The following is a 21963-nucleotide window of genomic DNA, read 5'->3' as shown; positions in this document are numbered from 1 at the left end:
CGGCGTCGTCAACCGTGCGCGGTGGTCGGCGTACCGCAGGTGCGGTAGTAGGCATTTTTCCTATAGGTTATGTAGGGTTGGCTACACGCTGCGTGAACATCTGCGACCCTCGTATGGTGGGAGGCAACATGCTGGACGTGGTGGTGATCGGCGGCGGGGCCATGGGCTCCGCGGCCGCTTGGCGGCTGGCCGCGCGGGGCCGGCCGGTCGCTCTGCTCGAACGGTTCGCGCCCGGGCACACCCGGGGCGCCTCGCACGGCGCGTCCCGGATCTTCCGGCTGGTCTACTCCGACCCCGGCTATATCGCCCTCGCCCAGCGCGCGCTGCCCCTCTGGCGCGACCTCGAGGAGGCCAGCGGCACCGCGGTGCTCGACATCACCGGCGGCGTCGACCACGGCAACCAGGCCGTGCTCGCGGCGCTGTCCGAGGCGCTGGAGGCGGCCGGCGCGCCCGGCAAGTGGCTGGCCGCCGAGGAGGCCGCCGACCAGTGGCCGGGGCTGCGCTTCACCGACCGGGTGTTCTTCCATCCGAGCAGCGGCCGGGTGCACGCCGACCGATCGGTGGCCGCGCTGCAGCAGTCCGCGGCCGGGCTCGGCGCCGAGATCCACCACGAGACGCCGGTCGAGGCGATCACGGTCCGCGGCGACGACCACGTGGAGGTCGTGACCGCCGGCCGCACCTGGCACGCCCGGCGGGTGGTCGTCGCGGTCGGCGCCTGGTCGGCCAAGCTGCTCGACGGGCTGGCGCCGCTGCCGCCGCTGCGGGTCACCGAGGAACAGCCTGCCCACTTCCCGGCCCGCGACGACGCGATCGCCTGGCCGAGCTTCATCCACCACCTCGGCGACGATGTGTACGGCCTGGCCACGCCGGGTGAGGGGGTCAAGGTCGGCCGGCACGGCGGCGGCCCGGTCGTCGACCCCGATGCCCGCGACTTCGCGCCGCTCGGCGACACCGCCCGGCGGCTGCGTGATTACGTGCGCGAGTGGGTGCCGGGCGTCGACGCCGACCGGCCCGCCCCGATCAGTTGCACCTACACCAGCACGCCGACGATGGACTTCGTGCTGGACCGGGTCGGCCCGGTCGTCGTCGCGGCCGGCTTCTCCGGGCACGGCTTCAAGTTCACCCCGGCGATCGGCGAGGTCCTGGCCGACCTGGCCATCGACGGCCGCCCCGCCCCGGCCCGCTTCGCGCTGAACGGAAAGCTCAGCCGAACGTAAACGCGTAGGCCCGCGCACCCGGCTCCAGGAAAGTGATCTCCAGGGTGCGCTCGCGGACCTCGTCGCGGGCCCGGATCAGCTGGTAGAGACGGCCGGCGCCGAGCACGCCGTTGCCCTGTTCGTCGACATCCTCACCGTGCGCGGGACCGGGCGCCTCGCCGTCGACGAACACCCGGAACGGAATCGGCCCACGGTCGCCGGCCGACAGCACCAGGTGCGCGTCGCGGGCGAGGAAGCGAAAACCGATGCTCCCGCCCGCCTCGTCGAGATCCACTTTCTCCCGGCCGACGGTCCACGCGCCCGACAAGGCCCAGTCGTTGACATTCAGAAAACCCGGCGGGGTGTACGCGTGGGAGCCGTCCCGAACGCCACCCGGTGACGCGAACCGTTCGCCGCGCGAGGTGCCCAGGTAGGTCTCCGGCGTGCGTAAATTATCCCAGTCGGCCGGCGCCTCGACGCCCAGCGCACGCACCGCGACCGGGTCCCGCCGCAGGCCGAGGAGCCGCTGGATCTTCTGTTCGGACTGCTCGTAGCGCCCCTCACCGAAGTGGGAGTCGCGGATGGAGCCGTCCCGGTCGGCGAAGTAGAGCGCCGGCCAGAAGTGGTTGTCGAAGGCCGACCAGATCGCGTAGTCGTTGTCGACCGCGACCGGGTAGTCGATCTCCCGCTCCTTCAGCGCCCCGGTCACCCCGGCCACGTCGTGCTCGAAGCCGAACTCCGGCGTGTGCACGCCGATCACCACGAGGCCGTCGGCGCGATAGGCCCGCGCCCAGGCCCGCACATAGGGCTCCTGCCGCAGCCAGTTGATGCACGTCAGCGTCCAGAAATTGATCAGCACGACCCGGCCACGCAGAGCTTCGGGGCTCAACGGCTTGGAGTTGAGCCACGCGGCGGCGCCGGAGAGCGACGGCAGTTGCGCCATGGCCCTCACCCTCCTCTTGCGACCGGCGCAGCACAAGAACGCGTGACTTCGCCCGCTACTTCGTGCCCGGCCGGTTTCGGTCTTCGGGGACCCGATGCTCACCGTCGCGGCCGCCATCGGCGTGCTCGGATGCGCTGTCCTCCTGCTCATCCCGGCCGTCCGTGATCTACGACGGCACGAAGGGAGGAGCACAGAAGGTCACGAGATCAATACCGTACCTACTCATGAAGACGCAGTTGACGGCCCTGACACTGGCCGCCGCGACGCTCGGGATCCTGGCCGGCTGCACCCCTGACGACACGAAGGCCGGACCGGCAACCGTCCCGGCCGGCGCCGAGGTAACCGCGACTCCCACCGACTCCACTTCCGCGGACTCCTCTTCCGACGGCGCGACGACCACCGCCACGCCGAAGTCGAGCCGGACGACGACGAGCCCGGCGAAGAGCAAGACCACCCAGCCGGCGCCGAAGAAGTCGACCGCATCGGGCCCGACGATCTCCTTCCAGCTCGTGCAGAAGCCGAAGTGCCCCGAGGGCACCGCGGTGTTCCGCGCCCCCGCCGTCCCGGCCATCATCAAGTGGAAGATCACCGGAGCGGACAGCGCCGCCCTGAGCGTCGACGACCCGACGAACACCCCCGGCACGTACGGCCCGGAGCCCCTCTCCGGCACCGAGACCTTCCAGTTCACCTGCGCCGGCGACGTCGGCACGGTCGAGAAGCACACCTACGCGATCTGGAGCGTGGGCGGCGGCACCCAGCACAAGAAGACCATCATCGCCACCGCCAAGATCCTCGACAACGGCAAGAGCTAGGGCTGGATCCAGCGGTCGACCAGGGACTCGTGGGCTTCCAGGCGCTGCTGGGTGCGCTCCGGGGCGGTGCGGGCGATCGCGTCGAGCAGGCTGATCGCGAGCACCACCACGGCGGCGTGGGAGTCGAAGACCAGTTCGGTGCCGACCGGGGCGACCAGCAGCACGTCGGCGTCGTCGGCGAACGGGGCCAGGGCGGTGTCGGTCACGACGACCGTGGCCAGGCCGAGTGAGCGGGCCAGCCGGATCGCGGCGACCGTGCCGGCCGGGTAGCGGGGCATCGCGAAGGCCAGCAGCGCGCCGTCGCCCTGCTGGCGCACCTGGAGAACGGTGTCGTCGACGGTGCTCGCGTCGGTGCACACCTGCACCGACGGAATCAGCCGTCGGGCGAAATATCCGAAGTAGTCGGCCAGGGCGGCGGAGGCGCGCAGCCCGATCACGCCCAGCGGGGCGGCTCCGGCGAGCAGAGTCACCGCCTGCTTGAACGGCTCGCCGGCCACGGATCGCCGCAGACTCTCCAGATTGGCCAGCTCCTGGTCGACGAAGGAGGTCTCCCGGCCGCTCACCGGAACCGGGGAAGAGGACAGCACCGCGTCGCGCAGCGCGGCCCGGAACTCGGGGAAGCCGGCGAACCCGAGCGCGGTGGCCAGCCGGGTCACCGTCGGCTGGCTGACCCCGGCCAGCTCGGCGATCTCGATCGTGGACTTGAACGCGACGTCCGGGAACAGGCCGAGCATCCGCTGCACGATCTGCCGCTGGGTCGGCGAGAGCCGATGCTGCTGGGCCAGGGCGAGCAGCCAGTCCTCCGCGCGCGCCATCGAGCCCCTTCCGGCCGATCTGAATAACTTGAAACACCTAGGCTATAGGGTGCATGTCATGATTCAGCTGCGCTTCCTCTCCGGGGGCGACGTCGACGGCCTCGGCATCACGAGCGCCGAGGTCATCGCCGCCGTCGAGGGAGTCGTCGACGCGCACGGCCGCGGTCACACCGTCTTCGAGCCGCGCACCCACCTGGTGCCGGACAACGGCGGCGCCGGCCACTTCAACATCCTGCGCGGCCATGTCTCCACGCTCGGCGAGCACGGGCTGAGCGGCGTCAAAGTCGTCGGCGACTTCGTGCCGAACTACCAGAAGGGCCTGCCCAGCGAGCTGGCGCTGATGACCGTCTACGACCCGACGACCGGCGTGCCGCTCGCCATCATGGACGCCACGCTGATCACCGAGGTGCGCACCGGCGCGATGACCGCGGTCGGCGCCAAATACCTCGCCCGCCCCGACTCACGGGTCCTCGGCCACGTCGGCGCGCGCGGCACCGCGTTCGCCAACGTCACCATGCTGGACAGCCTGTTCCCGCTCGAGGAGATCCGGGTGACCAGCCGCCGGCCCGAGTCACGCGAGGCGTTCGCGGCCCGGCTGCGCGAGGTCACCGGCACTCCGGTGCGCGCGGTCGCCACCGCGGACGAGGCGTTCGAGGCGGCCGACATCCTGGTCGAGGCTTCGCGATTGGAAATTCCCACACCACTATTGCGTACGGCTTCCGTCAAACCCGGCGCCTTCGTGGTCCCGTACGGCACCGTCAGTGCAGTGGAACTTGATCTTCTCGATGTGATGGACAAGGTGGTCGTCGACGACTGGCGCGAGTCACGCTCGGGCCGGTTCGGCGCCCTGCGCGCGCACGTCGACACCGGCCGGCTGTCCGAGCAGACCCTGCACGCCCAGATCGGCGAGATCGTCACCGGCGCCAAACCGGGCCGCGAACACCCGGACGAGCGCATCCTCTTCTGGCACCGCGGCCTGTCCATCCTCGACGTCGCCCTGGCCCACCTGATCCTGACCCGAGCCGAGGCGGCCGGCGCCGGCACGATGCTCCGCTACCGATGACCCCACCCACACCCATCGATGCCTTGGTGGTCGCGAGCGCCGAGCAGCTCGACCGGTCGATGATCGAGCGTGTTGCCCACCGCCGGACCCGGATCGTCCTCGCCCCCGGCCTGCTCGCCGCCCTGACCGCGAGCCGCCGCGCCACTCTCGGCGACCTCGGCGGCGATCGGCCGGTCTACGGCGTGAACACCGGCATGGGCGCGATGGCCGGCGTCCGCCTGGATCCCGCGGCGCAGGCCCGCCAGCAGAACACCCTGATGGTCGGGCGCGCCGTCGGCTCCGCCCCGTGGCTGCGCCGCGATCAGGCCCGCGCGCTGCTCGCCGCCCGCCTGCGCACCTTCCTGCACCCGGCCGCCGGCGTCTCCCCCGACCTCTGCCGGCACCTGATCGCCCTGCTGGACGCGGACGTGATCCCGGCGATCCCGCTGCGCGGCGGCGCCGCCGGCGAGATCATCCCGCTCGCCCACGCGGGCGCCGTCCTGCTCGGCGCCGGCCAGGTCCTCGACGCGGACGGCAACGCGGTCGACACCGCCCCCGAGCTGGCCGCCGCCGGCCTCGAACCCCGGCCGTTCGAGGCGAAGGAGGGCGTCGCCTTCCTGGAAGGCGTGCCCGGCCTCACCGGCCTCGCCACGCTCGCGGCGGCCGCCGTCCGCGTGCTCCTGCGCCAGATCGTGGTCGGCTCGGCGGCTTCGCACGCGGTGATCCGCGCCAGCCACGACCCGATGCACCCAGCCCTGGCCGACAGCGAGGAACTCGCCGCCGTCCTCAAGACCCAGCGAGCCCTGCTCGGCGACGACCCACCAACCGGAGCGTCGCAGGCGCCGGGCACGCCAGCCGGAGCGTTGCAGACGCCGGGCTCACCGACCAGGGCGTTGCAGGCGCCGGTGTCGTTCCGGGTCACCGCGCCGGCGCTGGCCGCGGCCTTGCGGGCGGTCGCGGCGGTCGAGGCGTCGGCCGATCGGGCGTTGAACGCGGTGACCGACTCGCCCGCTCACCTCGACGGCCGGTTCGTCGGCACCGCCGGCTTTGCCGGCACCGATCTCGCCACGACGCTGAGCGCGCTGACCACGGCGCTCATCCACCTCGCCGAGCTGGGCGTGGCTCGCCTGCACCGGCTGCTGGATCCGGCGGTGACCGGGCTGCCCCGGCAGCTCTCGGACTCCCCCGGCCTGCACGCCGGCATGGTTACCGTGCACAAGCGGGCGGTCGGCGTCACCCACCGGCTGCGCCGCTTCGCCACGCCGGCCCTGATCGGCACGATGGAGACGTCGCTGGGCCAGGAGGACGTGCAGAGTTTCGGCTTCGAGGCGGCCGAATGCCTCGGCGAGGCGGTGGCCGGCCTGCGCGACGTGCTCGCGTGTGAACTCCTGGCCGTGCACCAGGCCGGACAGCTCGGCGGCCCGCCCGAAGGCCTGGCCGCCGGCGCGCTGACCGCACTCGACGAGGTCGCGGCCGCACTGCCGCCCGGCACCGCCGACCGCCCGTTCGGTCGCGACCTGGACCGCATCGTCCAGCTGCTCGAGAACGGCTGGGCCGGCCGTGTCCGCCTCCCGCGAACGACCGGCCCCGGCTAACCGCTGCCGGGTGGGGCGGTTGAGCCTCGGACGATCAGTTCCGGGCGGAACATCGGCACCTGGGCGACCGCGCCCGCCAGCTGGCTGACCGCGGCCTCGACGATGGCGTCCTCGTCCCAGGCCATCGTGGTCAGGGCGGGGTCGACCAGGGCGGCGAGCTGGTGGTCGTCGTAGCCGACCACCGACAGGTCGCCGGGCAGCCGCAGGCCGGTGTCGCGGGCGGCGCGGTAGACCGCGAACGCGAGTGAGTCGCTCAGGCAGAACACCGCGGTCGGCCGGTCCGCGCGGGCCAGCAGCGCCGTCGCTGCCTCGACGGCGTCGGCGGTGGCGGCCGGCGCGGAGATCTCGACCAGCTCGATCCCGAGGTCGCCGGCCAGCGCGGCCGCCAGCACCTGCGCCGGCCGGCCGGGGGTGGACGGCAGGGCGGGCGCGAGCAGGCCGATGCGCCGGTGGCCGAGGGTGGCGAGGTGGGCGAGGGCGGTCTGCACGCCGTAGCGGTTGTCGAACAGGACGCTGCCGGTGCCGGGGCGGGTGGTGAGGGCGTCGCCGATCGCGACCACCGCGATCTCCGGGCCGAGCAGCCGCCAGTAGTCGGCGGTGGGGTCGACCGGGGAGACGAGCGCGCCGTCGACGCGCTGGGCCGCGAACTGTTCCACGATCAGGCGCTCCTGCGCGGGGTCGGCGTCGGCGTCGGCGATCGTCGCGTACCGCCCCTGCCGGCGCAGCGCCCGGGTGAGCAGCACCGAGAGGTCCTGCTGCCAGAGGTCGCGCAGGGACCCGCTGACCCCGACCGAGCCGGTGCGGCCGCTGGCCAGCGCCCGGGCGATCGGATCGACGGTGTAACCGAGGTCGGCGGCGATCTGCCGGACCCGCTCGATGGTGGCCGGCGAGCCGCGCACGCCGCGCAGGGCGTAGGAGGTGGCGGCGAGCGAAAGCCCCGCGGCGTCCGCGAGGTCCTGCAACGTGCGTCGCTTTTCCACCCCCGACACCGGCCGAGAGTAACAGCCCAGTGCCTGAGAATGCCTTGCAGCCGTAACACGGAAGCGCTTCACTCAATGCATCTTGTGAAGCGCTTCACCGAAGGGATCCGGCGTGATCGACTGCCACCAGCACCTGTGGCCCCCGCGCTTCCTGGACGCTCTGCGCCGCCGCCGCACGTTCCCCTACCTGCGCGGCTGGACGCTGCACCTGCCCGGCGAGCCGCCCTTCGAGGTCGACCCGGCCGCCCACGATCTCGCGAAACGCCGCCGTCGGGAGCCCGGCACGGCGCTCGTCTCGCTGTCCAGCCCGCTCGGCATCGAGCACCTGCCCGCGCACGAGGGCGCCGAGCTCATCGACGTCTGGCACGAGAGCGCCCTCGAGCTCGGCGAGCCCTTCCGGGTGTGGGCAGCCGCTTCGGTCTCCGAGCCCGACCCCGACGGGCTGGCCAAGGTGCTGCGCGAGGAGCGGATCGCCGGTCTGCAACTGCCCGCGACCGCCCTGACCGGCACGGCCGCGATCGCCCGGCTGCGACCGTTGCTCGACGAGGCCGAGCGTGTCGGCAAACCCGTACTCATCCATCCCGGCCCGGCGCCCGCCGAGGCCGAACCGGATCTCCCGGCCTGGTGGCCCGCTCTGGTCCCCTATGTGGCGCAGTTGCATCAGTCCTGGCTGGCCTGGCACCTCGCCGGTCGCCGGCAGCACCCGCGGCTGCGGATCGCCTTCGTGGCGCTGGCCGGTCTCGCCCCGCTGCACCACGAGCGGCTCGCGGCCCGCGGCGGCACGCTCGGCGCGCTCGACCCGAACGTCTTCTACGAGACCTCGTCCTACGGCACCCGGGCGATCGACGCGATGGTGCGGGTGGTCGGCGTCGACCCGATCGTGCACGGCTCCGACCGGCCCTACGCCGAGTCGTGCGACCCCGGCCTCGGCGATGCGTTCGCGCACGCCATGTTCACCGCCAACCCGCGGCATCTGTTGACTGGAGAGCCCCGATGATCACGGTCGATAACGAACTGCCCGTTCTCCCCGGGCGCGTGCTGAGCACCACCGAGCTGAAGCGCTGGGTGACCGAGCTGGCCGCGCGCGCCGAGCTGTGGGCGCCGCTGGTGCGGCACGACACCGGCAAGCGGCATTACGCGTCGCTCTACCGCGACAGCGACATCGACGTCTGGGTGCTGTGCTGGAACACCCAGGACGACACCGGCTGGCACGACCACGACACCTCCTCGGGGGCGGTCGCGGTGACCCGGGGCTCGGTGTCCGAGGCGACCCCGCGGATGGGCGGTGAGCCGGCGGTGCGGGTGGTCAAGGCCGGCCGGGCGTTCGCGTTCGGCCCCGACCACATCCACCGGATGGCCGGCGCGGTCGACGGCTCGGTCTCGCTGCACGCCTACTCGCCCCCGCTGTGGCGGATGGGGCAGTACTCGATCAGCGCGAACGGCATCCTGCGCCGCAAGGCGCTCAGCTATGCGGACGAGCTACGACCGCTCGACTAAAGGGCTACGACCGCTCGATTGACGCCAGCTCGGGCAGCAGCGCCGCCGCCCGGGAAAGATCTTCGCCGAGCGGCCGGTCCGCCATGTCTTCTTTCAAAACAGACGCGGCCAACTCGTACGCCTCCCGGGCCCCGCCGTCGACGAGCCGGCCGGGCGCCATCCGTAACGCCCGCACCGCCGCGACCAGCTCGGCGGCGAGCATCGTCGGCGCGAGCTGGGTCATCGACCGCAGGGAGCGCGCGCCCTGAGTGGCGAAGCTGGCGTGCTCCTCCAGGCCGAGCGAGATGGTCAGCGTGCCGGCCGCGACCGCCTGCATGCCGACCCGGATCTCGGTGAGCAGGTCCTGCACCACGTATTCGCTGATCATCAGGCCGGAGCTGCCGGCCGGGCCGTCGGCCAGGAACGCGCGCAGGCCGGTCAGGTCGGGGCGCATCAGCAGGCCGAGCCGCGCCGACGACAGCGACAGCACCGGCAGGAACGTGTTGCGCACCGCGTCCAGGTGCGAGGCGAGCGTCGCGGTGTGGAACTGCCCGTGATGGTGCACGCCGTCGGCCAGCACGAGCGGGTTCTCCACCGCCGCGTTCAGCTCGGCGCCGAGCACGTCGCGCAACTGGCGGGCGGACTGCAGCGCCGGCGCGGTCACCTGCGGCATCACTCGCAGCCCGAACGGGTCCTGGATGCGCACCGGCGTGACGGATCCGGCCACCAGCGCGCGCAGCGCCCCCGCCACCTCGGCCTGGCAAGGGTGCGCGCGGGCTTCGTGGACCACCGTGTCGTACGCCGACGGGTTGCCCCGCAGCGCGAGAAAGCTGAGCGCCCCGACCACGATGGAAGCGCGCAACAGCCCGGCCACCCGGTCGAGGGCGAGCGCCGAGATCGCCACGGTGAGCGCGCTCGAACTGATCAGCGGCAGCGCGTCGGTGGCGTCGATGGTGGTGACCGGGCCGCGGCCGGAGCGCCACGGGCGCTCGCCGGCCAGGGTCAGCCCCAGCTCGGCGAGGGAGGCCAGATCGCCGGTGCCGATCGCGCCCCACGAGTGCAGGGTCGGCACCGCTCCGGCGTACACCGCCTCGGCCAGCGCCTCCGCCACCCGGCGTGAGATGCCCGATCCGCCGGCCAGGATCTGATTGAGCCGGACGGTCATCGCGGCCCGCGCCGTCTCGTCGTCCTCGACCGGCCCGACGGCCGCGCAATGGCTGCGCAGCAGCCGCAGCGGATGAGCGCCGTCCGCGCCGCTGCGCTCGTGCCGGTTGGCGCCGACGCCGGTGTTCGCGCCGTAGACCGCGCCGGCCGCCTGCGCCTGCTGGAGCACCGCGTGCCGCTCCCCCACCAGCCGTAGTGCGTCCTCGTCGGCGACCACCGTTGCCCGGCCGTAAGCGACCGCGACGAGGTCTTCCAATCCCAAGGAGTGGCCATCGAGTCGGACATCTGCCTGCATAACGGTGTCACCAAATTTCTGGAGCGTAACGATGGTTTGACACGCTATTCACTACCCCGGAAGTATGAATAACCGTATTCATCAACCCGGGGAGTGCCATGATCACATTTGACGATGTCGTGAAGGTCTACCCCGGCGGAAGCACGGCTGTCGACCATCTCTCCCTGGAGCTTCCCACCGGCAAGACCACCGTGTTCGTGGGTCCGTCCGGCTGTGGCAAGACGACCTCGCTCCGCATGATCAACCGGATGATCAGCCCGACCTCGGGCCGCATCCTCATCGACGGCCAGGACGTCTCCGGCCAGGACGAAGCGCTGCTCCGGCGGGGCATCGGCTACGTCATCCAGCACGCCGGGCTCTTCCCGCACCGCACCGTGCTCGACAACGTCGCCACCGTGCCGATGCTGCTCGGCAAGTCCCGCCGCCAGGCCCGCACCGCCGCGCTGGGGCTGCTCGAGCGGGTCGGCCTCGCCCCCGAGTTCGCCACGCGCTACCCGGCTCAGCTCTCCGGCGGCCAGCAGCAGCGGGTCGGCGTGGCCCGGGCGCTCGCCGCCGACCCGCCGGTCATGCTGATGGACGAGCCGTTCAGCGCCGTCGACCCGGTCGTGCGCGAGGGCCTGCACCGCGAGTTCCTGCGACTGCAGAAAGACCTCGGCAAGACGATCGTGATGGTCACCCACGACATCGACGAGGCGATCAAGCTCGGCGACGTGGTCGTCATCCTCCGCCAGGGCGGTCACCTCGCCCAGGTCGGCACCCCGCAGGAGCTGCTCGACAACCCGGCCGACGAGTTCGTGGCCGAGTTCGTGGGCCGCGACCGCGGGCTGCGCAGCCTGTCCTTCGACAGCGCGGCCGACCTCCCGGTGCGGCCGCTGACCGATCCGGCGGCGGCCGGCCTGGTGATCGACGAGCTCGGCACGTTCACGGTCGACGACTCCCTGCGCCTGGTGACCGACCTCGCGATAACGGGCGGCGGTGCGGTGCGGATCGGCCCGGACGGCACGGCCGACGGCATCGTGACGCACCACGACCTGGTCGACCACCTGGCCGAGCGACGGGGGCGCAAGTGAGCACCTACCTGTCGAACAACTGGGAGACGATCCTCACCGCGCTGCGCCAGCACATCTGGCTCGCGCTGGTGCCGGTCGTGATCGGCTTCGTGGTGTCGCTGCCGATCGGCTACCTCGGCGTCCGTTTCCCCTGGCTCTACCAGCCGCTGATCAACACGTGCGGGGTGCTCTACTCGATCCCGTCGCTCGCGCTGTTCGTCTTCCTGCCGGTCCTGCTCGGCACGAAGATCCTGTCGCCGCTGAACATCGTGGTCGCGCTGACCATCTACACCGTCGCGCTGCTCGCCCGCACCGTCGCCGACGGCCTGCGCTCGGTCGACGACATCATCGTGCAGTCGGCCACCGCGATGGGCTACCGCCGGTTCCGGCGCCTGATCGACGTGCAGCTGCCGGTCGCGCTGCCGGTGATCCTGGCCGGCCTGCGGGTCGCCACGGTCGCCAACATCAGCCTGGTCAGCGTCGGCGCGCTGATCGGCGTGGGCGGCCTCGGGCAGCTGTTCACCCGCGGCTTCCAGCTGTTCTACCTCCAGCCGATCATCGTCGGCATCGTCCTGTCGGTGGCTCTGGCCGGCATCTGCGACCTGGCGATCGTGCTCCTGCAACGCCTGGTCACCCCGTGGACCCGATTCCAGGGGAGCGCAGCGTGAACCTCACCTACCTGTTCGACGGCGCGCACTGGAGCCTCACCGCCGACGGCAGCATCCCGCAGCTGATCCTCTCCCACCTGTGGTACGTGGTGCTCGCCCTGATCATCGGCACGGTCATCGCGCTGCCGATCGGCCTCTACATCGGGCACACCGGGCGCGGCTCGTTCCTGGCCATCAACGCCGGCAACGCCGGCCGCTCACTGCCCACCCTCGGCCTGCTGATGCTGATGGTCACCCTGCTCGGGCTGGGCCTGACACCCGTACTCATCGCGCTGACCGTTCTTGTCATTCCGCCAATTCTGACCTCGGCCTACGCCGGCATGCGCAGTCTCGACCGCCGCGTCGTCGACGCCGCCAAGGGCATGGGCATGCGCCCCGCGCAGGTGCTGTTCCGGGTGGAACTGCCGATGGCCCTGCCGGTGCTGATGAGCGGCTTCCGCAGCGCCGCCCTGCAGGTGGTGGCGACCGCCACGATCGCCGCGGCGGTCGGCCTCAACGGCCTCGGCCGCCTGCTGATCGACGGCCTCGCCGTCAATGACTACTCGCGTGTGCTGGCCGGCGCCATCGTCGTCGCGGTGCTGGCAGTCGTGCTCGACCTGATCCTCGCGCAGATCCAGCGCTGGATCATCTCCCCCGGTCTTCGATAGAAAGGCTCGTAATGCGTACACGAATAGCAGTTGCCGCTTTTGCCCTCCTGTTGTCACTGTCCGCCTGTGGCGCCAATGACGACCCGCTGAGCAAGGACACCACCACCGGCAGCAGCTCCGCGCCGGGCTCGATCACCATCGGGTCGGCCAACTTCGCCGAGAGCGAGCTGCTCGGCGAGATCTACGCCCAGGCGCTCGAGGCCAAGGGCGTCACGGTCAAGCGCCAGTTCAACATCGGCGCCCGGGAGCTCTACCTCAAGGCGCTGCAGGACGGCTCGATCGACCTGCTGCCCGAGTACAACGGCGCCCTGCTCTCCGCGCTGGCCAAGGGCGGCGCCCCGGCCGGCGTCAGCAAGCCCGAGGACGTGCTGACCGAGCTCAAGAAGGTGCTGCCGAGCGGCACCGAGGTGCTCGAGCAGTCGGCCGCGGAGGACAAGGACACGCTGACCGTCACCGCGGCCACCGCCGCGAAGTACAACCTGAAGTCGATCGCGGACCTCACGCCGGTGGCGAGCAAGTTGTCGATCGGCGCCGGCCCCGAATGGCAGGAGCGCTACCAGGGCCTCAAGGGCCTCAAGGAGCTCTACAACATCCAGTTCAAGACCTTCAAGCCGCTCGACGCCGGTGGCCCGCTGACCGTCAACGCCCTGGTCAAGGGCCAGATCGACGTCGGCAACATCTTCTCCACCGACTCGTCGATCGCCACCAACAAGTTCGTCGTCCTGGACGACCCGAAGAACCTCTACCTGGCCGAGAACATCCTCCCGCTGATCCGCACCGCCGCGAACAGCCCGACCGTCAGCGGCGCCCTCAACGCCGTCTCGGCCAAGCTCACCACCGAGAACCTGACCACCTACCTGGCCAAGGTCCAGGTCGACAAGCAGGACACCGCCGCGGTGGCCAAGGCCTTCCTGACCGAGAACGGTCTCGCCTGACCCCTGGTGCCGGCCCGCGTGATTGCGCGGGCCGGCACGAGCCGCGCACCGAATGACCCCTGAGCTGCAACCGACCAGCAATCAGCAGACCTTTTGCGGGCCTTTTCGTGGCCGACAGGAATGGTCGCCTGTCCGACCCAGCCACGAAGGACCGACACACATGCAGATCCCCCGCACGCTCCGCGCCGGTATCGTCCCCGTCCTCGTCTCCGGACTGCTGATGGCAGCCACCGGGCCGGCAACGGCGAAGCCCGGCGTCGCCGTCCGCGCCGCGGCCGTCAGCGCGTCGCGGCTGGCTGTGGTGCAGGCGGCCAAGCAGATCAACTATTACCCGTCGGCGGCCGGGTGGACGAAGATGTGGACGTCGTTCGACGCTGCGACGATCGATGCCGACCTGGCCAAAGCGCAGGGCATGGGCGCGAACAGCGTTCGGGTGATGGTGTTTCCGTCGGTGTTCGGTTACCCGGCGCCCAAGGCGGAGTATGCCGCCAAGCTCGCCCAGTTCGTGACGATGGCGGGCGCGCACGGCATGACCGTGAAGCTCACCCTGTTCGACTGGTGGAACGGTTACTCCGACATCGCCGGCAGCAGCGCCTGGGCGACCGCGATCCTGGCGCCGTACAAGAATGACAGCCGGATCGTCTCGGTCGACCTGCAGAACGAGCTCGACCCGGACAACGCCGCCGCCATGGCGTGGGCCAAGCGCCTGGTGCCGGTGGTCAAGGCGGCGGTGCCGTCGACCCCCGTCACGATCTCGGTGAACACGACCGCGCGCCTGGCGAAACTGAAGTCGGGCATCGCGCTCGACTACTACGACTTCCACCTGTACGGCTACTCGGAGCGCGCGCTGTCGACGATCCGCAAGGCCCAGGCGCTGGTCGCGCCGGCCACGCTGGTGATCGGCGAGACCGGCGTCAGCTCGCTGACCTTCACCGAGGGCGAGCAGGCCGCGTTCCTGGCCCGGGTCTTCCAGGCGGCCAGCGCGGCCGGCATCAAGTCGGTGGCGCCGTGGACGCTCTACGACTTCGCGGCCGGCGCGATCCCCGACTCGGCGGTCGCCCGGACCCCCGCCGAGTACCACTACGGCCTCTACCGCACCGACGGCACCGCCAAGCCCGCAGCGGCCGCGGTGAAATCGGCGTGGACCGGCACCGCGTACCCGTCAAGCCTGATGGATCTTGGTTTTGAGAACACCGCCGCGCAGACGCCGTGGCAGAACTACATGCCCGAGCTGGGCGTGCCGGCCCGCACCCAGTCGGCGGCGCACTCCGGCACGTGGTCGGTGAAGCTGTCCGGCACCGGCAAGGCCGCGGCCGGCCTGCCCGCCTACAAGGTCAACCCGATCACTCCGGTCAAGCCCGGCCAGAAGTGGCACGCCGAGGTGTGGGCGCGCGGCAACGCCGCCACCGGCACCACGCAGATCGCGCTGAGCTGGTTCGACGCCAACGACAAGTGGCTCGGCGGCCAGGGTTCGGCGCTGCTGCGCACCGGCACGACCGGCTGGACGAAGCTCATCGTCGACGGGACCGCCCCGGCCGGCGCCGCGAGCCTCCAGGTCCACCTGAAGTCGGGCGCGAACACCGGCTCCGTCTGGTTCGACGACGTGGCGTTCTCGGCGTCCTAAGAGTTTTACCGGCTCGCTCTCGGCGCGAGGGCAGCGACGGTGCCGTACGTGACCGAGCCGTAGACCAGGTGCGGGATCAGATCGCTGAGCCACTCCCCCGCCGACCACTGCCGCGGATCGGTGACGCGCAGAGCCGTCATCGACGCGTCCGTCGCCACCATCGCGGCGAGCCCGGCGAGAACGGCGCCCACCGGAGCCGGCGGGCGCAGGCCGGCCCGGTGCAGCAGGCCGAACGCTGCCCCGATGCCGATCCCGGTCGCGATCCCGGTCAGGCTGCCGAGGCCGCTGATCCGGTTGCTCCGGGTTTCGCCCTCGCCGGGAACGGAGACCGGCAGCCGGTCCTCGATCGCCTCGACGGTCTGCTCCGGTGTGCTGCTGGTGCCGCGGCCACGCACGGCCATGTCGACGTACGTGGCCGCGTTCAGCGCGGCGGTGCCGGCCGCTCCGGCGACGGCGCCGGCCAAAAATCCTGTTCGCATGGCCAGGTGCGTACCCGTCGGGCCCGCCACTTACTCGCCCAGCTCAGCCCCGATCAGCTCGATCGAGCGGATCCGGTCGTCCGGGTCCGGGGCCTGGTGGGTGGTGATGAGCTCGTCGGCGTGGCAGCTCTCGGCGAACGCCGTGAGGTAGTCGCGCACCTCCGCCGGCGTGCCGGTGGCGGTGTACCGGGTCATCGACGCCAGCTGGGCCCCGTTGGGCGAGGCCAGGAACGCGTCGATCTCGGCGTCGGTGAAGTTCGCGCCGAGCTGGCCCCGGCTGATGAACGACCGGGTCCGCGACCGATAGGCCACTTTCTGCTGCTGCACGGCCTGGTCATGATCTTCAGACACAAAGACATTCACCCCGGCGATGACGTACGGCTTTTCCAGCTGCCCCGACGGACGGAACGTGTCGCGGTAGACCTCGACCGCCTGGTGCAGCAGGTCCGGGGCGAAATGCGAGGCGAACGCGTACGGCAGCCCCAGTTGCGCCGCGAGCCGGGCCCCGAACATCGACGACCCGAGGATGTAGAGCGGCACCACCTCGTCGGCACGCGGTGTCGCCTGCACGCCCGGCACCAGGGTGTGGCCGTTGAGGTAGCCCTGCAGCTCGAGCACGTCGTCGGGGAACGAGTCGGCCGACGACGGGTTGCGCCGCAGGGCGTGCATCGTGTTCTGGTCGCTGCCCGGCGCCCGCCCCAGGCCGAGGTCGATGCGGTCCGGGTGCAGCGTGGCGAGCGTCCCGAACTGTTCGGCGATCACCAGCGGCGAATGGTTGGGCAGCATGATCCCGCCCGACCCGAGCCGGATCGACTCGGTGTGGTCGGCGATGTGCCCGATCAGCACGCTGGTCGCCGACGACGCGATCGTCGGCATGTTGTGATGCTCGGCATACCAGACCCGGCGGAAACCGGAACGCTCGGCCGCGCGGGCCAGCTCCACGGAGGCCGCGAAACTGTCCCGCACCGACCGGCCAGGCTGCACGAACGCGAGATCGAGCAGCGAAAGAGCAAGTGACATGATCGCCACGCTAGCGCGCTACCCGAGGTAGCCGTCCAGCGCCAGGACGTTGAGGTAGCCGGCGTCACCGCGGACCGGAATGGTGGTCGACTGCTCGCGGCTGAGCCGCCCGGCGTCGGTGGTCGATTCGAGCGTACTGAACACCATCGTGAACGCCCGCTTGTCCCTGGCCAGGCTGTAGGTGGCCCCGTCCGGCACACTCGCGCCACCAAGCGCCGGCGGAACCGCGACCTTCGGCGGGGTGCTCTTGCCGGCCGCCGACGCGCTGCTCTTGCTAGGCGCCGACGTACTGCTGGTCCTCTTCGGGCCGCTCCTGGTGCCCCCACCCGCCTTGCCGCCGGTCCCGGGTTTACCGGCCGGCGGCGGCGGATTCGGTGTCGGTGGCGGCGCGGAGCTGGCGGACGGCAACGGCTCCGGACCGTCCGCTTTCGCGTTGGGCCCGTTGCCCGTCAGCAGGCTGAGCAGGACACCGATGAGGATGACGATGAGTGCGATGACGACGGCGGTAAGCGATTGACGGGTTCGCACAGCTACTCCTCGGACGAAGGAACCCTGATATCGCTCGATAAGGGATCCCACCGCCCGCCGCGGATACCGCCGCCCGAGTCACCTTCCCGACTGGCGCCGAGTGCCACTCCGGCGATGAACCTGTCGCCGAGGGCGTCACGCAGTGAGCGAAGGCCCTTGAGGTCGGTTCCGGCACGCGTTCGTTCGCCTTGACCTCGAACGCGAGCACCCGGCCGTCATCGAACTCGATGACGTAGTCGACCTCGTTGCCGTCGTGGGTTGGCCGCTACGGCATCTCGGGTGCCGATGTCGTCGAGATCCAGGACGCGCACCCCGCGGGCCCGGCGCCGGAATGCTGCGGTTCACATAGCGCAACCGGCGGCGCTAGCCGGGGGTGGCGAAGTAGAGGTATGGCAGGAGCATGGCCATTACCTCGGCGGCGTGGTTGGCGGCTGTGGTTTCGTGGCCGCCCTTCGGCTCGTCGGCGGTGTCGGCTATGCCGCGGATGGTCAGCCAGCCGCGGGTGCTGTCGTGGCGGAGGTTCTCGTGGAAGGCGTGCGCGGCGCGGGCCGCGCCGGTCTCCACCGCCAGCACTCGTTCGTGGAACTCGTACAGCCAGCGCCGGATCTCGGCGTTGGCGTCGGTCACGACCGCGTTGCCGGAGCCGATCGGGCCGCAGTGGATGCGGAACGAGCCGTCGGCGGGGCGTAGCTGCTCGTCGGGGACGGTGCGGGTGAACTCCGCGAGGCGATTGGTGAGATCGGCTGAGATCTCCCGGGCCTGGCCGCGCCGGAGCGTGCCCGCCGCGGTCTCCTGCCGGTAGTCGTGCTCGATCACCCGCTTGCCGATGACGACGTCGCCGATCCGCACCCGCCGACCGACGCCGCCGGCCACGCCGACCAGCAGGACGGTGGCCGGGCGGTACTCCTCGATCAGGCACCGGTAGTCCGGCATCGCGGCGACCCGCACGCGCCGGCCGCGGCGGTCGGGCAGCCACGCCTCGAACGCGGATGGGTGGTCGCGTTGCTGGTAGCCGCACATCTGCCGCAGCACCGCCGTGACCGCCTGGGTCTCTGGGCCGGTCGCCGTCAGCACGCCGACCTCGGCCCGCCGGGGCTCGTTGCCGGACTTGTCGGAGCCGATGCTGCCGAAATTCATAGCCGGCCCCCGATGATGGTTGACGATTCCGGCCGCACGGTAGCGACGAAGCCTTCCGAATTTCTGCCGGACGGTGCGCCGGCGACACCGGAGTGTCGCCGGCGCACGTGGTGCGGATCAGACGCAGCGCTTCAGGAAGTCGTCCCAGGTCGTGCTGGCCGGGCAGACGTGGTCGGCCGAGGTGGCCGGCGCCGGAGCGAACTGACCGGTGAGGGCGACCGCGACGGCCGCGATGAGAGTCACGATGAACTGCCGATGACGTGCGCGCATGACCTTTCCTTTCGGGGAAGGTTGCGAGAAATGAGGGTGGAGAGGCACACGCGATCGCCGGGTTCGGCCGAACAACGGCAAGGGGAGGCTGGCCGGCCTCCTCGCGCATGCCAATGCGCGCGATCGACAGCGCGGCCCGCACACCGTTCCGGGTCGTACGCCTCGGTGCGAAGCGCCAGCCTTGCTGTCAGAGTGACACTAAGCCGCGTCGGAGGTTTGTGTCAATGAGACAATTAGAGGCGGTCGCCGGGTGGCACACTCCCCCGGTCGTACAGCTCGGCCACCCGGTTCCGGGCGGCTTTCGCCGCTTGCGCATCACCCAGGCGGTCGTACGCGCCGGCCAGCGCCACCTGCACGCGGACCTCGAGCTTCACCGAGCCGACCGACCGGATCGGCCCCAGCGCCCGCAGCAGCGCCACCACCCGATCGGCCGGCCGGGCGAGCGCCGCCGCGGCCGACAGGCCGACCCGCCCCTCCAGGCCGGCGTCCGCGCCGTCGTGCGCGAGCGCCCCGGCCTCCGCCAGCAGCGACCGGGCGGCGCCGGCGTCACCCCGGGCCAGCGCCAGATCACCAAGACCATGCAGCGCGTACGCGTGGGCCAGCCCGCTGTCCGGCGGAGACATCCGGCGCACCTCGTCGAACGCCGCCGCGGCCGCGTCGAGGTCGTCGCCGGCGAGATAGGCCTGGCCCAGCCAGTACAGCGCCGGCGCGAGCACCCGGGCCTGGCCACCGTCGCGGGCCAGCTTCTCGGCCTCGCGCAGCACCGCGGCCGCCGCCCGCGCGTCGCCGCGGTCGAGGTGGGCCTGGCCGATGAAGCGCAGCGCCTGCTGGCTCCCGACGATGTCGTTGCTCTCCTGGTAATGCGCGAGGGCCTCGGTGAACAGCTCGAGCGGCCGGGCCAGTTCGCCGTTGCGGCGCAGCGCGTTGGCCAGGGTCCGCTGGGCGATGGCGAGCGCGTGCCGTTCGCCGGTCGCGCGCAGCAGCCGCACCGCCCGCTCCAGTTCGGGCACGCCGGACACCCCGGCGCTGCCGCTGGCGACCAGCGGCGGCATGCCGAGCATGGTCAGCACGATCCCTTCGCCGCGCTGGTCGCCGGCCGCCCGGCACGCCTGCAGCGCGACCTCGTGGGTGGCCCGCCAGTCGTCGAAGTAGGCCCCGATGGCGTAGAACTCGTGCGCCGACACGGCCAGGTCCCAGCACAGGCCGGCGTGGCCGAGAGCGGCCGCCTGCTCGACCGCGGCCCGGATGTTGGCCCGCTCCCGCTCGAACCAGGCGCGCGGCTGGGTGGTGGCCGCGGTCAGCTCGGCCGCCGGGACCGGGGCGTCGGCCAGGTCACTGTGCGCGATGTCGAAATCCTCGCCGTAGAACGCGGTGTGCGCGTGCCGGACCAGGGTCAGCAGCGCACGGCAGACCCGCAGCGGGGCGTCGGCGAGACCGTCCGCCCAGGGCGGCCGGGTATCGGCCAGGCCGCGGGCATATTCCCGGGTCAGGTCATGGAAGTGGTAGCGATTCCCGTCCGGCAGCGGGTCGACCAGCCCGATCGCGGCGAGCTGAGCAAGCGAAGAGTCGGAAGAACCGAGCACCGCCGCCGCGGTCCACTCGGCGAACGTCGGCAGGGTCAGCAGGCCGAGACCGAGGAACAGCCGGCGGGCGCGGTCGTCGAGCGGGATCAGCCCGGCGCCGATGGTCCGGGCGAGGCTTTCCGCGCCGTACGCGAAAGCCGTGGTGCCTTGCTCGGTGAGTTGCCGCAGCAGTTCGCCGGTGGAGCGGTGGAACGCCTCGACGCGCAGCAGCGCCGCCATCCGGACGGCGAGGGGCAGCCCGCCGCACAGCCGGATCACGGCGCGGATCGCCTCCTGCTCGCCAGGACGGTCGCCGGCCAGGTCGACGTGCAGGTCGGCGACGATCCGATGGAACAGCTCCCCCGCCGTGTCGTCGTCGAACGCGCCCAGCGGCGCGACGTGGTGGGCGGGCGCGCCGATGTCCGGCAGCCGCCGCCGGGCGGTGATCAGCACGACGCAGTCGCCGCCGCCGGGCAGCAGATCGCGGACCTGGGCCCCGTCGGCGGCGTCGTCCAGCAGCACCAGCACCCGGCGACCGGCCATCGTCGACCGGAACAGCGTCGCGCGTTCGTTGCGGGTCTCCGGCACGCTCGGCACGCCGAGCGCGCGCAGGAACTCCGCCAGCACCTCGGCCGGGTCGGCCGGCTGCTCCTCGGTGCCGCGCAGGTCGGCCCAGAGCTGGCCGTCCGGGTAGGACGTCGCGGCGTCGTGCGCCGCCCGCAGCGCCAGCGCGGTCTTGCCCATGCCGCCCGGCCCGGAGACGGTCAGCACCGGCAGCCGCGGCCGGCGCAGCAGCCAGAGAACCTCGGCGAGCAGGCCGTCGCGGCCCACGAAGTACGGCGGCGGCGGGGGCAGCTGGCGGGGCACCGGCACGATCGGCCCGGTGGCGGCCTCGCCGCTGACCATGCCGTACGCGAGGCGGCGCAGACCCTGGTCGGGCGTCTCGCTCGCCTGTTCGTAGCGGTCCAGCACCCCGATGATCTCGGCGACCTGACCGTCGCGGTGCAGCGCCGTGATCAGCAAACGGCAGAGCTTCGCATCGTCCGGGTACGCCGTGACGAAGCCGGCCAGCTCCTCGATCACCTCGGCGTGCCCGCCGCGCTCGATCTCCAGCTCGAACAGCCGGGTGGCGGCGCGCCGGAGCTGCCGGCGAAGCGCTTCGACCTCGACGGCGAGGGCGTCCAGGCGCATGTTGGACAGCGGGCGGTCGGACCGCCAGAGGGCGAGGGCCTGCCGGAGCGCCGCGATCTCGGCCGTGGAGCCGTCGCGCCGGGCGTCGGCCTGCTGGACCAGCCGCCGGAAGAGCAGGACGTCCAGCTCGTCCTCGTGCGCTTCCACCTCGTACCCGTAACGGTTGTGGGTCTTGACCGAAGGTCCGAGGATCTTGCGAAGCGCCGAGATGGCCTTGTGCAGTTGGGCGGGGCTGACGCCGCGCTCGCCCCACGCGGCGGTGATCAGATCGGCCGCGGCCACCGGGCGGTTGGCCCGCAGCAGCAGCGTGGCCAGCACGGCACGCGCCCGCCCCGGGGGCAGCTCGACCAGCCTGCCATCCGGTTCGTGAACCTCGAGATCACCCAGAATCCCGTACCGCATCGAATTGTCCCTCTTCGCCGCCGCCACAACGTCGAGCCGTCACCGTAGGAGGTGCGCGGGGGCAAACACCATCACCGCGATGGGTAATTGGCACGTGGCGCGCCGCAGTCGCGTCACGCACACCTCGCGCTCG

21 protein-coding genes are annotated in these 21963 nt (G+C 71.7%); 11 read left to right on the top strand and 10 right to left on the bottom strand.

The genetic code is table 11. The annotated features are described in order from the left end of the window. The first annotated feature begins 128 nt into the window (after positions 1 to 128). The gene (locus AB0E90_RS35435; RefSeq protein WP_360415707.1) at positions 129 to 1217 is read left to right on the top strand and encodes an FAD-dependent oxidoreductase; all 1089 of its coding nucleotides are present in this window, start codon (positions 129 to 131) and stop codon (positions 1215 to 1217) included. On the opposite strand, the gene AB0E90_RS35430 is transcribed toward AB0E90_RS35435, so the two are convergent. Beyond that, positions 1204 to 2139, bottom strand: a complete 936-nt coding sequence (locus AB0E90_RS35430; protein ID WP_360415705.1) for a redoxin family protein — start codon at positions 2137 to 2139, stop codon at positions 1204 to 1206. The two genes, AB0E90_RS35435 and AB0E90_RS35430, sit on opposite strands and share 14 nt — an antisense overlap. Positions 2140 to 2363: 224 nt before the next feature. On the opposite strand from AB0E90_RS35430, the gene AB0E90_RS35425 reads away from it, so the two are divergent. Then, the gene (locus AB0E90_RS35425; RefSeq protein WP_360415703.1) at positions 2364 to 2951 is read left to right on the top strand and encodes a hypothetical protein; all 588 of its coding nucleotides are present in this window, start codon (positions 2364 to 2366) and stop codon (positions 2949 to 2951) included. Here AB0E90_RS35425 and AB0E90_RS35420 read toward each other — a convergent pair. After that, positions 2948 to 3766 carry a MurR/RpiR family transcriptional regulator gene (locus AB0E90_RS35420; RefSeq protein WP_360415701.1) on the bottom strand — a complete coding sequence of 273 codons (819 nt, stop codon included), beginning with the start codon at positions 3764 to 3766 and terminating at the stop codon, positions 2948 to 2950. The genes AB0E90_RS35425 and AB0E90_RS35420 overlap by 4 nt on opposite strands. A 58-nt stretch (positions 3767 to 3824) precedes the next feature. On the opposite strand from AB0E90_RS35420, the gene AB0E90_RS35415 reads away from it, so the two are divergent. Continuing rightward, positions 3825 to 4829 carry an ornithine cyclodeaminase family protein gene (locus AB0E90_RS35415; protein WP_360415699.1) on the top strand — a complete coding sequence of 335 codons (1005 nt, stop codon included), beginning with the start codon at positions 3825 to 3827 and terminating at the stop codon, positions 4827 to 4829. Next, positions 4826 to 6403, top strand: coding sequence for an aromatic amino acid lyase (locus AB0E90_RS35410; protein ID WP_360415697.1), 1578 nt, complete (start codon positions 4826 to 4828; stop codon positions 6401 to 6403). The genes AB0E90_RS35415 and AB0E90_RS35410 overlap by 4 nt, the downstream gene beginning before the upstream one ends. On the opposite strand, the gene AB0E90_RS35405 is transcribed toward AB0E90_RS35410, so the two are convergent. Next, entirely contained in the window at positions 6400 to 7392 is a 993-nt protein-coding gene (locus AB0E90_RS35405; protein ID WP_360415695.1) for a LacI family DNA-binding transcriptional regulator, read from the bottom strand. The genes AB0E90_RS35410 and AB0E90_RS35405 overlap by 4 nt on opposite strands. A gap of 103 nt (positions 7393 to 7495) precedes the next feature. On the opposite strand from AB0E90_RS35405, the gene AB0E90_RS35400 reads away from it, so the two are divergent. Next, a complete protein-coding gene (locus AB0E90_RS35400) occupies positions 7496 to 8380 on the top strand; it encodes an amidohydrolase (protein ID WP_360415693.1) in 885 nt (294 codons plus the stop codon). Beyond that, positions 8377 to 8880 (top strand): cysteine dioxygenase family protein, encoded by a 504-nt coding sequence (locus tag AB0E90_RS35395; protein ID WP_360415691.1) that lies wholly within the window; start codon positions 8377 to 8379, stop codon positions 8878 to 8880. Before AB0E90_RS35400 ends, AB0E90_RS35395 begins: the two co-directional genes overlap by 4 nt. A gap of 4 nt (positions 8881 to 8884) precedes the next feature. On the opposite strand, the gene AB0E90_RS35390 is transcribed toward AB0E90_RS35395, so the two are convergent. Then, on the bottom strand, positions 8885 to 10285 hold the full coding sequence (locus AB0E90_RS35390) for an aromatic amino acid ammonia-lyase (protein ID WP_360415690.1): 1401 nt from the start codon (positions 10283 to 10285) through the stop codon (positions 8885 to 8887). A gap of 131 nt (positions 10286 to 10416) precedes the next feature. Between AB0E90_RS35390 and AB0E90_RS35385 the strand changes: the two genes are divergently transcribed. From AB0E90_RS35385 to AB0E90_RS35365, 5 genes are all read left to right on the top strand, one after another. Then, positions 10417 to 11388, top strand: a complete 972-nt coding sequence (locus tag AB0E90_RS35385) for an ATP-binding cassette domain-containing protein (RefSeq protein ID WP_360415688.1) — start codon at positions 10417 to 10419, stop codon at positions 11386 to 11388. Beyond that, positions 11385 to 12035, top strand: a complete 651-nt coding sequence (locus tag AB0E90_RS35380) for an ABC transporter permease (protein WP_360415686.1) — start codon at positions 11385 to 11387, stop codon at positions 12033 to 12035. The genes AB0E90_RS35385 and AB0E90_RS35380 overlap by 4 nt, the downstream gene beginning before the upstream one ends. After that, entirely contained in the window at positions 12032 to 12682 is a 651-nt protein-coding gene (locus AB0E90_RS35375; RefSeq protein WP_360415684.1) for an ABC transporter permease, read from the top strand. The genes AB0E90_RS35380 and AB0E90_RS35375 overlap by 4 nt, the downstream gene beginning before the upstream one ends. An 11-nt stretch (positions 12683 to 12693) precedes the next feature. Continuing rightward, a complete protein-coding gene (locus AB0E90_RS35370) occupies positions 12694 to 13617 on the top strand; it encodes an ABC transporter substrate-binding protein (RefSeq protein WP_360415682.1) in 924 nt (307 codons plus the stop codon). A 160-nt stretch (positions 13618 to 13777) separates the two neighbouring features. Beyond that, positions 13778 to 15241 carry a glycosyl hydrolase gene (locus AB0E90_RS35365; protein WP_360415680.1) on the top strand — a complete coding sequence of 488 codons (1464 nt, stop codon included), beginning with the start codon at positions 13778 to 13780 and terminating at the stop codon, positions 15239 to 15241. Between the two features lie 5 nt (positions 15242 to 15246). On the opposite strand, the gene AB0E90_RS35360 is transcribed toward AB0E90_RS35365, so the two are convergent. The 6 genes from AB0E90_RS35360 to AB0E90_RS35335 all read right to left on the bottom strand — a co-directional run bounded on the left by AB0E90_RS35360 (position 15247) and on the right by AB0E90_RS35335 (position 21830). Then, positions 15247 to 15720, bottom strand: coding sequence for a hypothetical protein (locus AB0E90_RS35360; RefSeq protein WP_360415678.1), 474 nt, complete (start codon positions 15718 to 15720; stop codon positions 15247 to 15249). A 30-nt stretch (positions 15721 to 15750) separates the two neighbouring features. Further along, complete coding sequence (locus tag AB0E90_RS35355; protein ID WP_360415676.1) at positions 15751 to 16740, bottom strand: LLM class flavin-dependent oxidoreductase; 990 nt, start codon at positions 16738 to 16740, stop codon at positions 15751 to 15753. Positions 16741 to 16758: 18 nt separating this feature from the next. Beyond that, positions 16759 to 17268, bottom strand: a complete 510-nt coding sequence (locus tag AB0E90_RS35350) for a hypothetical protein (protein ID WP_360415674.1) — start codon at positions 17266 to 17268, stop codon at positions 16759 to 16761. 363 nt (positions 17269 to 17631) lie between these two features. After that, positions 17632 to 18405 (bottom strand): hypothetical protein, encoded by a 774-nt coding sequence (locus AB0E90_RS35345; protein ID WP_360415672.1) that lies wholly within the window; start codon positions 18403 to 18405, stop codon positions 17632 to 17634. 117 nt (positions 18406 to 18522) lie between these two features. Beyond that, a complete protein-coding gene (locus AB0E90_RS35340) occupies positions 18523 to 18675 on the bottom strand; it encodes a hypothetical protein (RefSeq protein WP_360415670.1) in 153 nt (50 codons plus the stop codon). 233 nt (positions 18676 to 18908) lie between these two features. Next, positions 18909 to 21830 carry a BTAD domain-containing putative transcriptional regulator gene (locus AB0E90_RS35335; protein WP_360415668.1) on the bottom strand — a complete coding sequence of 974 codons (2922 nt, stop codon included), beginning with the start codon at positions 21828 to 21830 and terminating at the stop codon, positions 18909 to 18911. Positions 21831 to 21963: the final 133 nt, after the last annotated feature.

The sequence above is a fragment of the Actinoplanes sp. NPDC026619 genome (genome assembly GCF_040638295.1).
GTDB lineage: Bacteria > Actinomycetota > Actinomycetes > Mycobacteriales > Micromonosporaceae > Actinoplanes.
This window is presented reverse-complemented; position numbering and strand designations above follow the sequence as displayed.

Bases quoted from the DNA above. Each gene is read 5' to 3' on its own strand.
- AB0E90_RS35360 (WP_360415678.1), bottom strand. From the start codon at position 15,720: ATGCGAACAGGATTTTTGGCCGGCGCCGTCGCCGGAGCGGCCGGCACC.
- AB0E90_RS35340 (WP_360415670.1), bottom strand. From the start codon at position 18,675: ATGCGCGCACGTCATCGGCAGTTCATCGTGACTCTCATCGCGGCCGTC.
- AB0E90_RS35335 (WP_360415668.1), bottom strand. From the start codon at position 21,830: ATGCGGTACGGGATTCTGGGTGATCTCGAGGTTCACGAACCGGATGGC.
- AB0E90_RS35415 (WP_360415699.1), top strand. From the start codon at position 3,825: ATGATTCAGCTGCGCTTCCTCTCCGGGGGCGACGTCGACGGCCTCGGC.
- AB0E90_RS35395 (WP_360415691.1), top strand. From the start codon at position 8,377: ATGATCACGGTCGATAACGAACTGCCCGTTCTCCCCGGGCGCGTGCTG.
- AB0E90_RS35355 (WP_360415676.1), bottom strand. From the start codon at position 16,740: ATGTCACTTGCTCTTTCGCTGCTCGATCTCGCGTTCGTGCAGCCTGGC.
- AB0E90_RS35385 (WP_360415688.1), top strand. From the start codon at position 10,417: ATGATCACATTTGACGATGTCGTGAAGGTCTACCCCGGCGGAAGCACG.
- AB0E90_RS35365 (WP_360415680.1), top strand. From the start codon at position 13,778: ATGCAGATCCCCCGCACGCTCCGCGCCGGTATCGTCCCCGTCCTCGTC.
- AB0E90_RS35410 (WP_360415697.1), top strand. From the start codon at position 4,826: ATGACCCCACCCACACCCATCGATGCCTTGGTGGTCGCGAGCGCCGAG.
- AB0E90_RS35420 (WP_360415701.1), bottom strand. From the start codon at position 3,766: ATGGCGCGCGCGGAGGACTGGCTGCTCGCCCTGGCCCAGCAGCATCGG.
- AB0E90_RS35345 (WP_360415672.1), bottom strand. From the start codon at position 18,405: ATGAATTTCGGCAGCATCGGCTCCGACAAGTCCGGCAACGAGCCCCGG.
- AB0E90_RS35430 (WP_360415705.1), bottom strand. From the start codon at position 2,139: ATGGCGCAACTGCCGTCGCTCTCCGGCGCCGCCGCGTGGCTCAACTCC.
- AB0E90_RS35370 (WP_360415682.1), top strand. From the start codon at position 12,694: ATGCGTACACGAATAGCAGTTGCCGCTTTTGCCCTCCTGTTGTCACTG.
- AB0E90_RS35435 (WP_360415707.1), top strand. From the start codon at position 129: ATGCTGGACGTGGTGGTGATCGGCGGCGGGGCCATGGGCTCCGCGGCC.
- AB0E90_RS35425 (WP_360415703.1), top strand. From the start codon at position 2,364: ATGAAGACGCAGTTGACGGCCCTGACACTGGCCGCCGCGACGCTCGGG.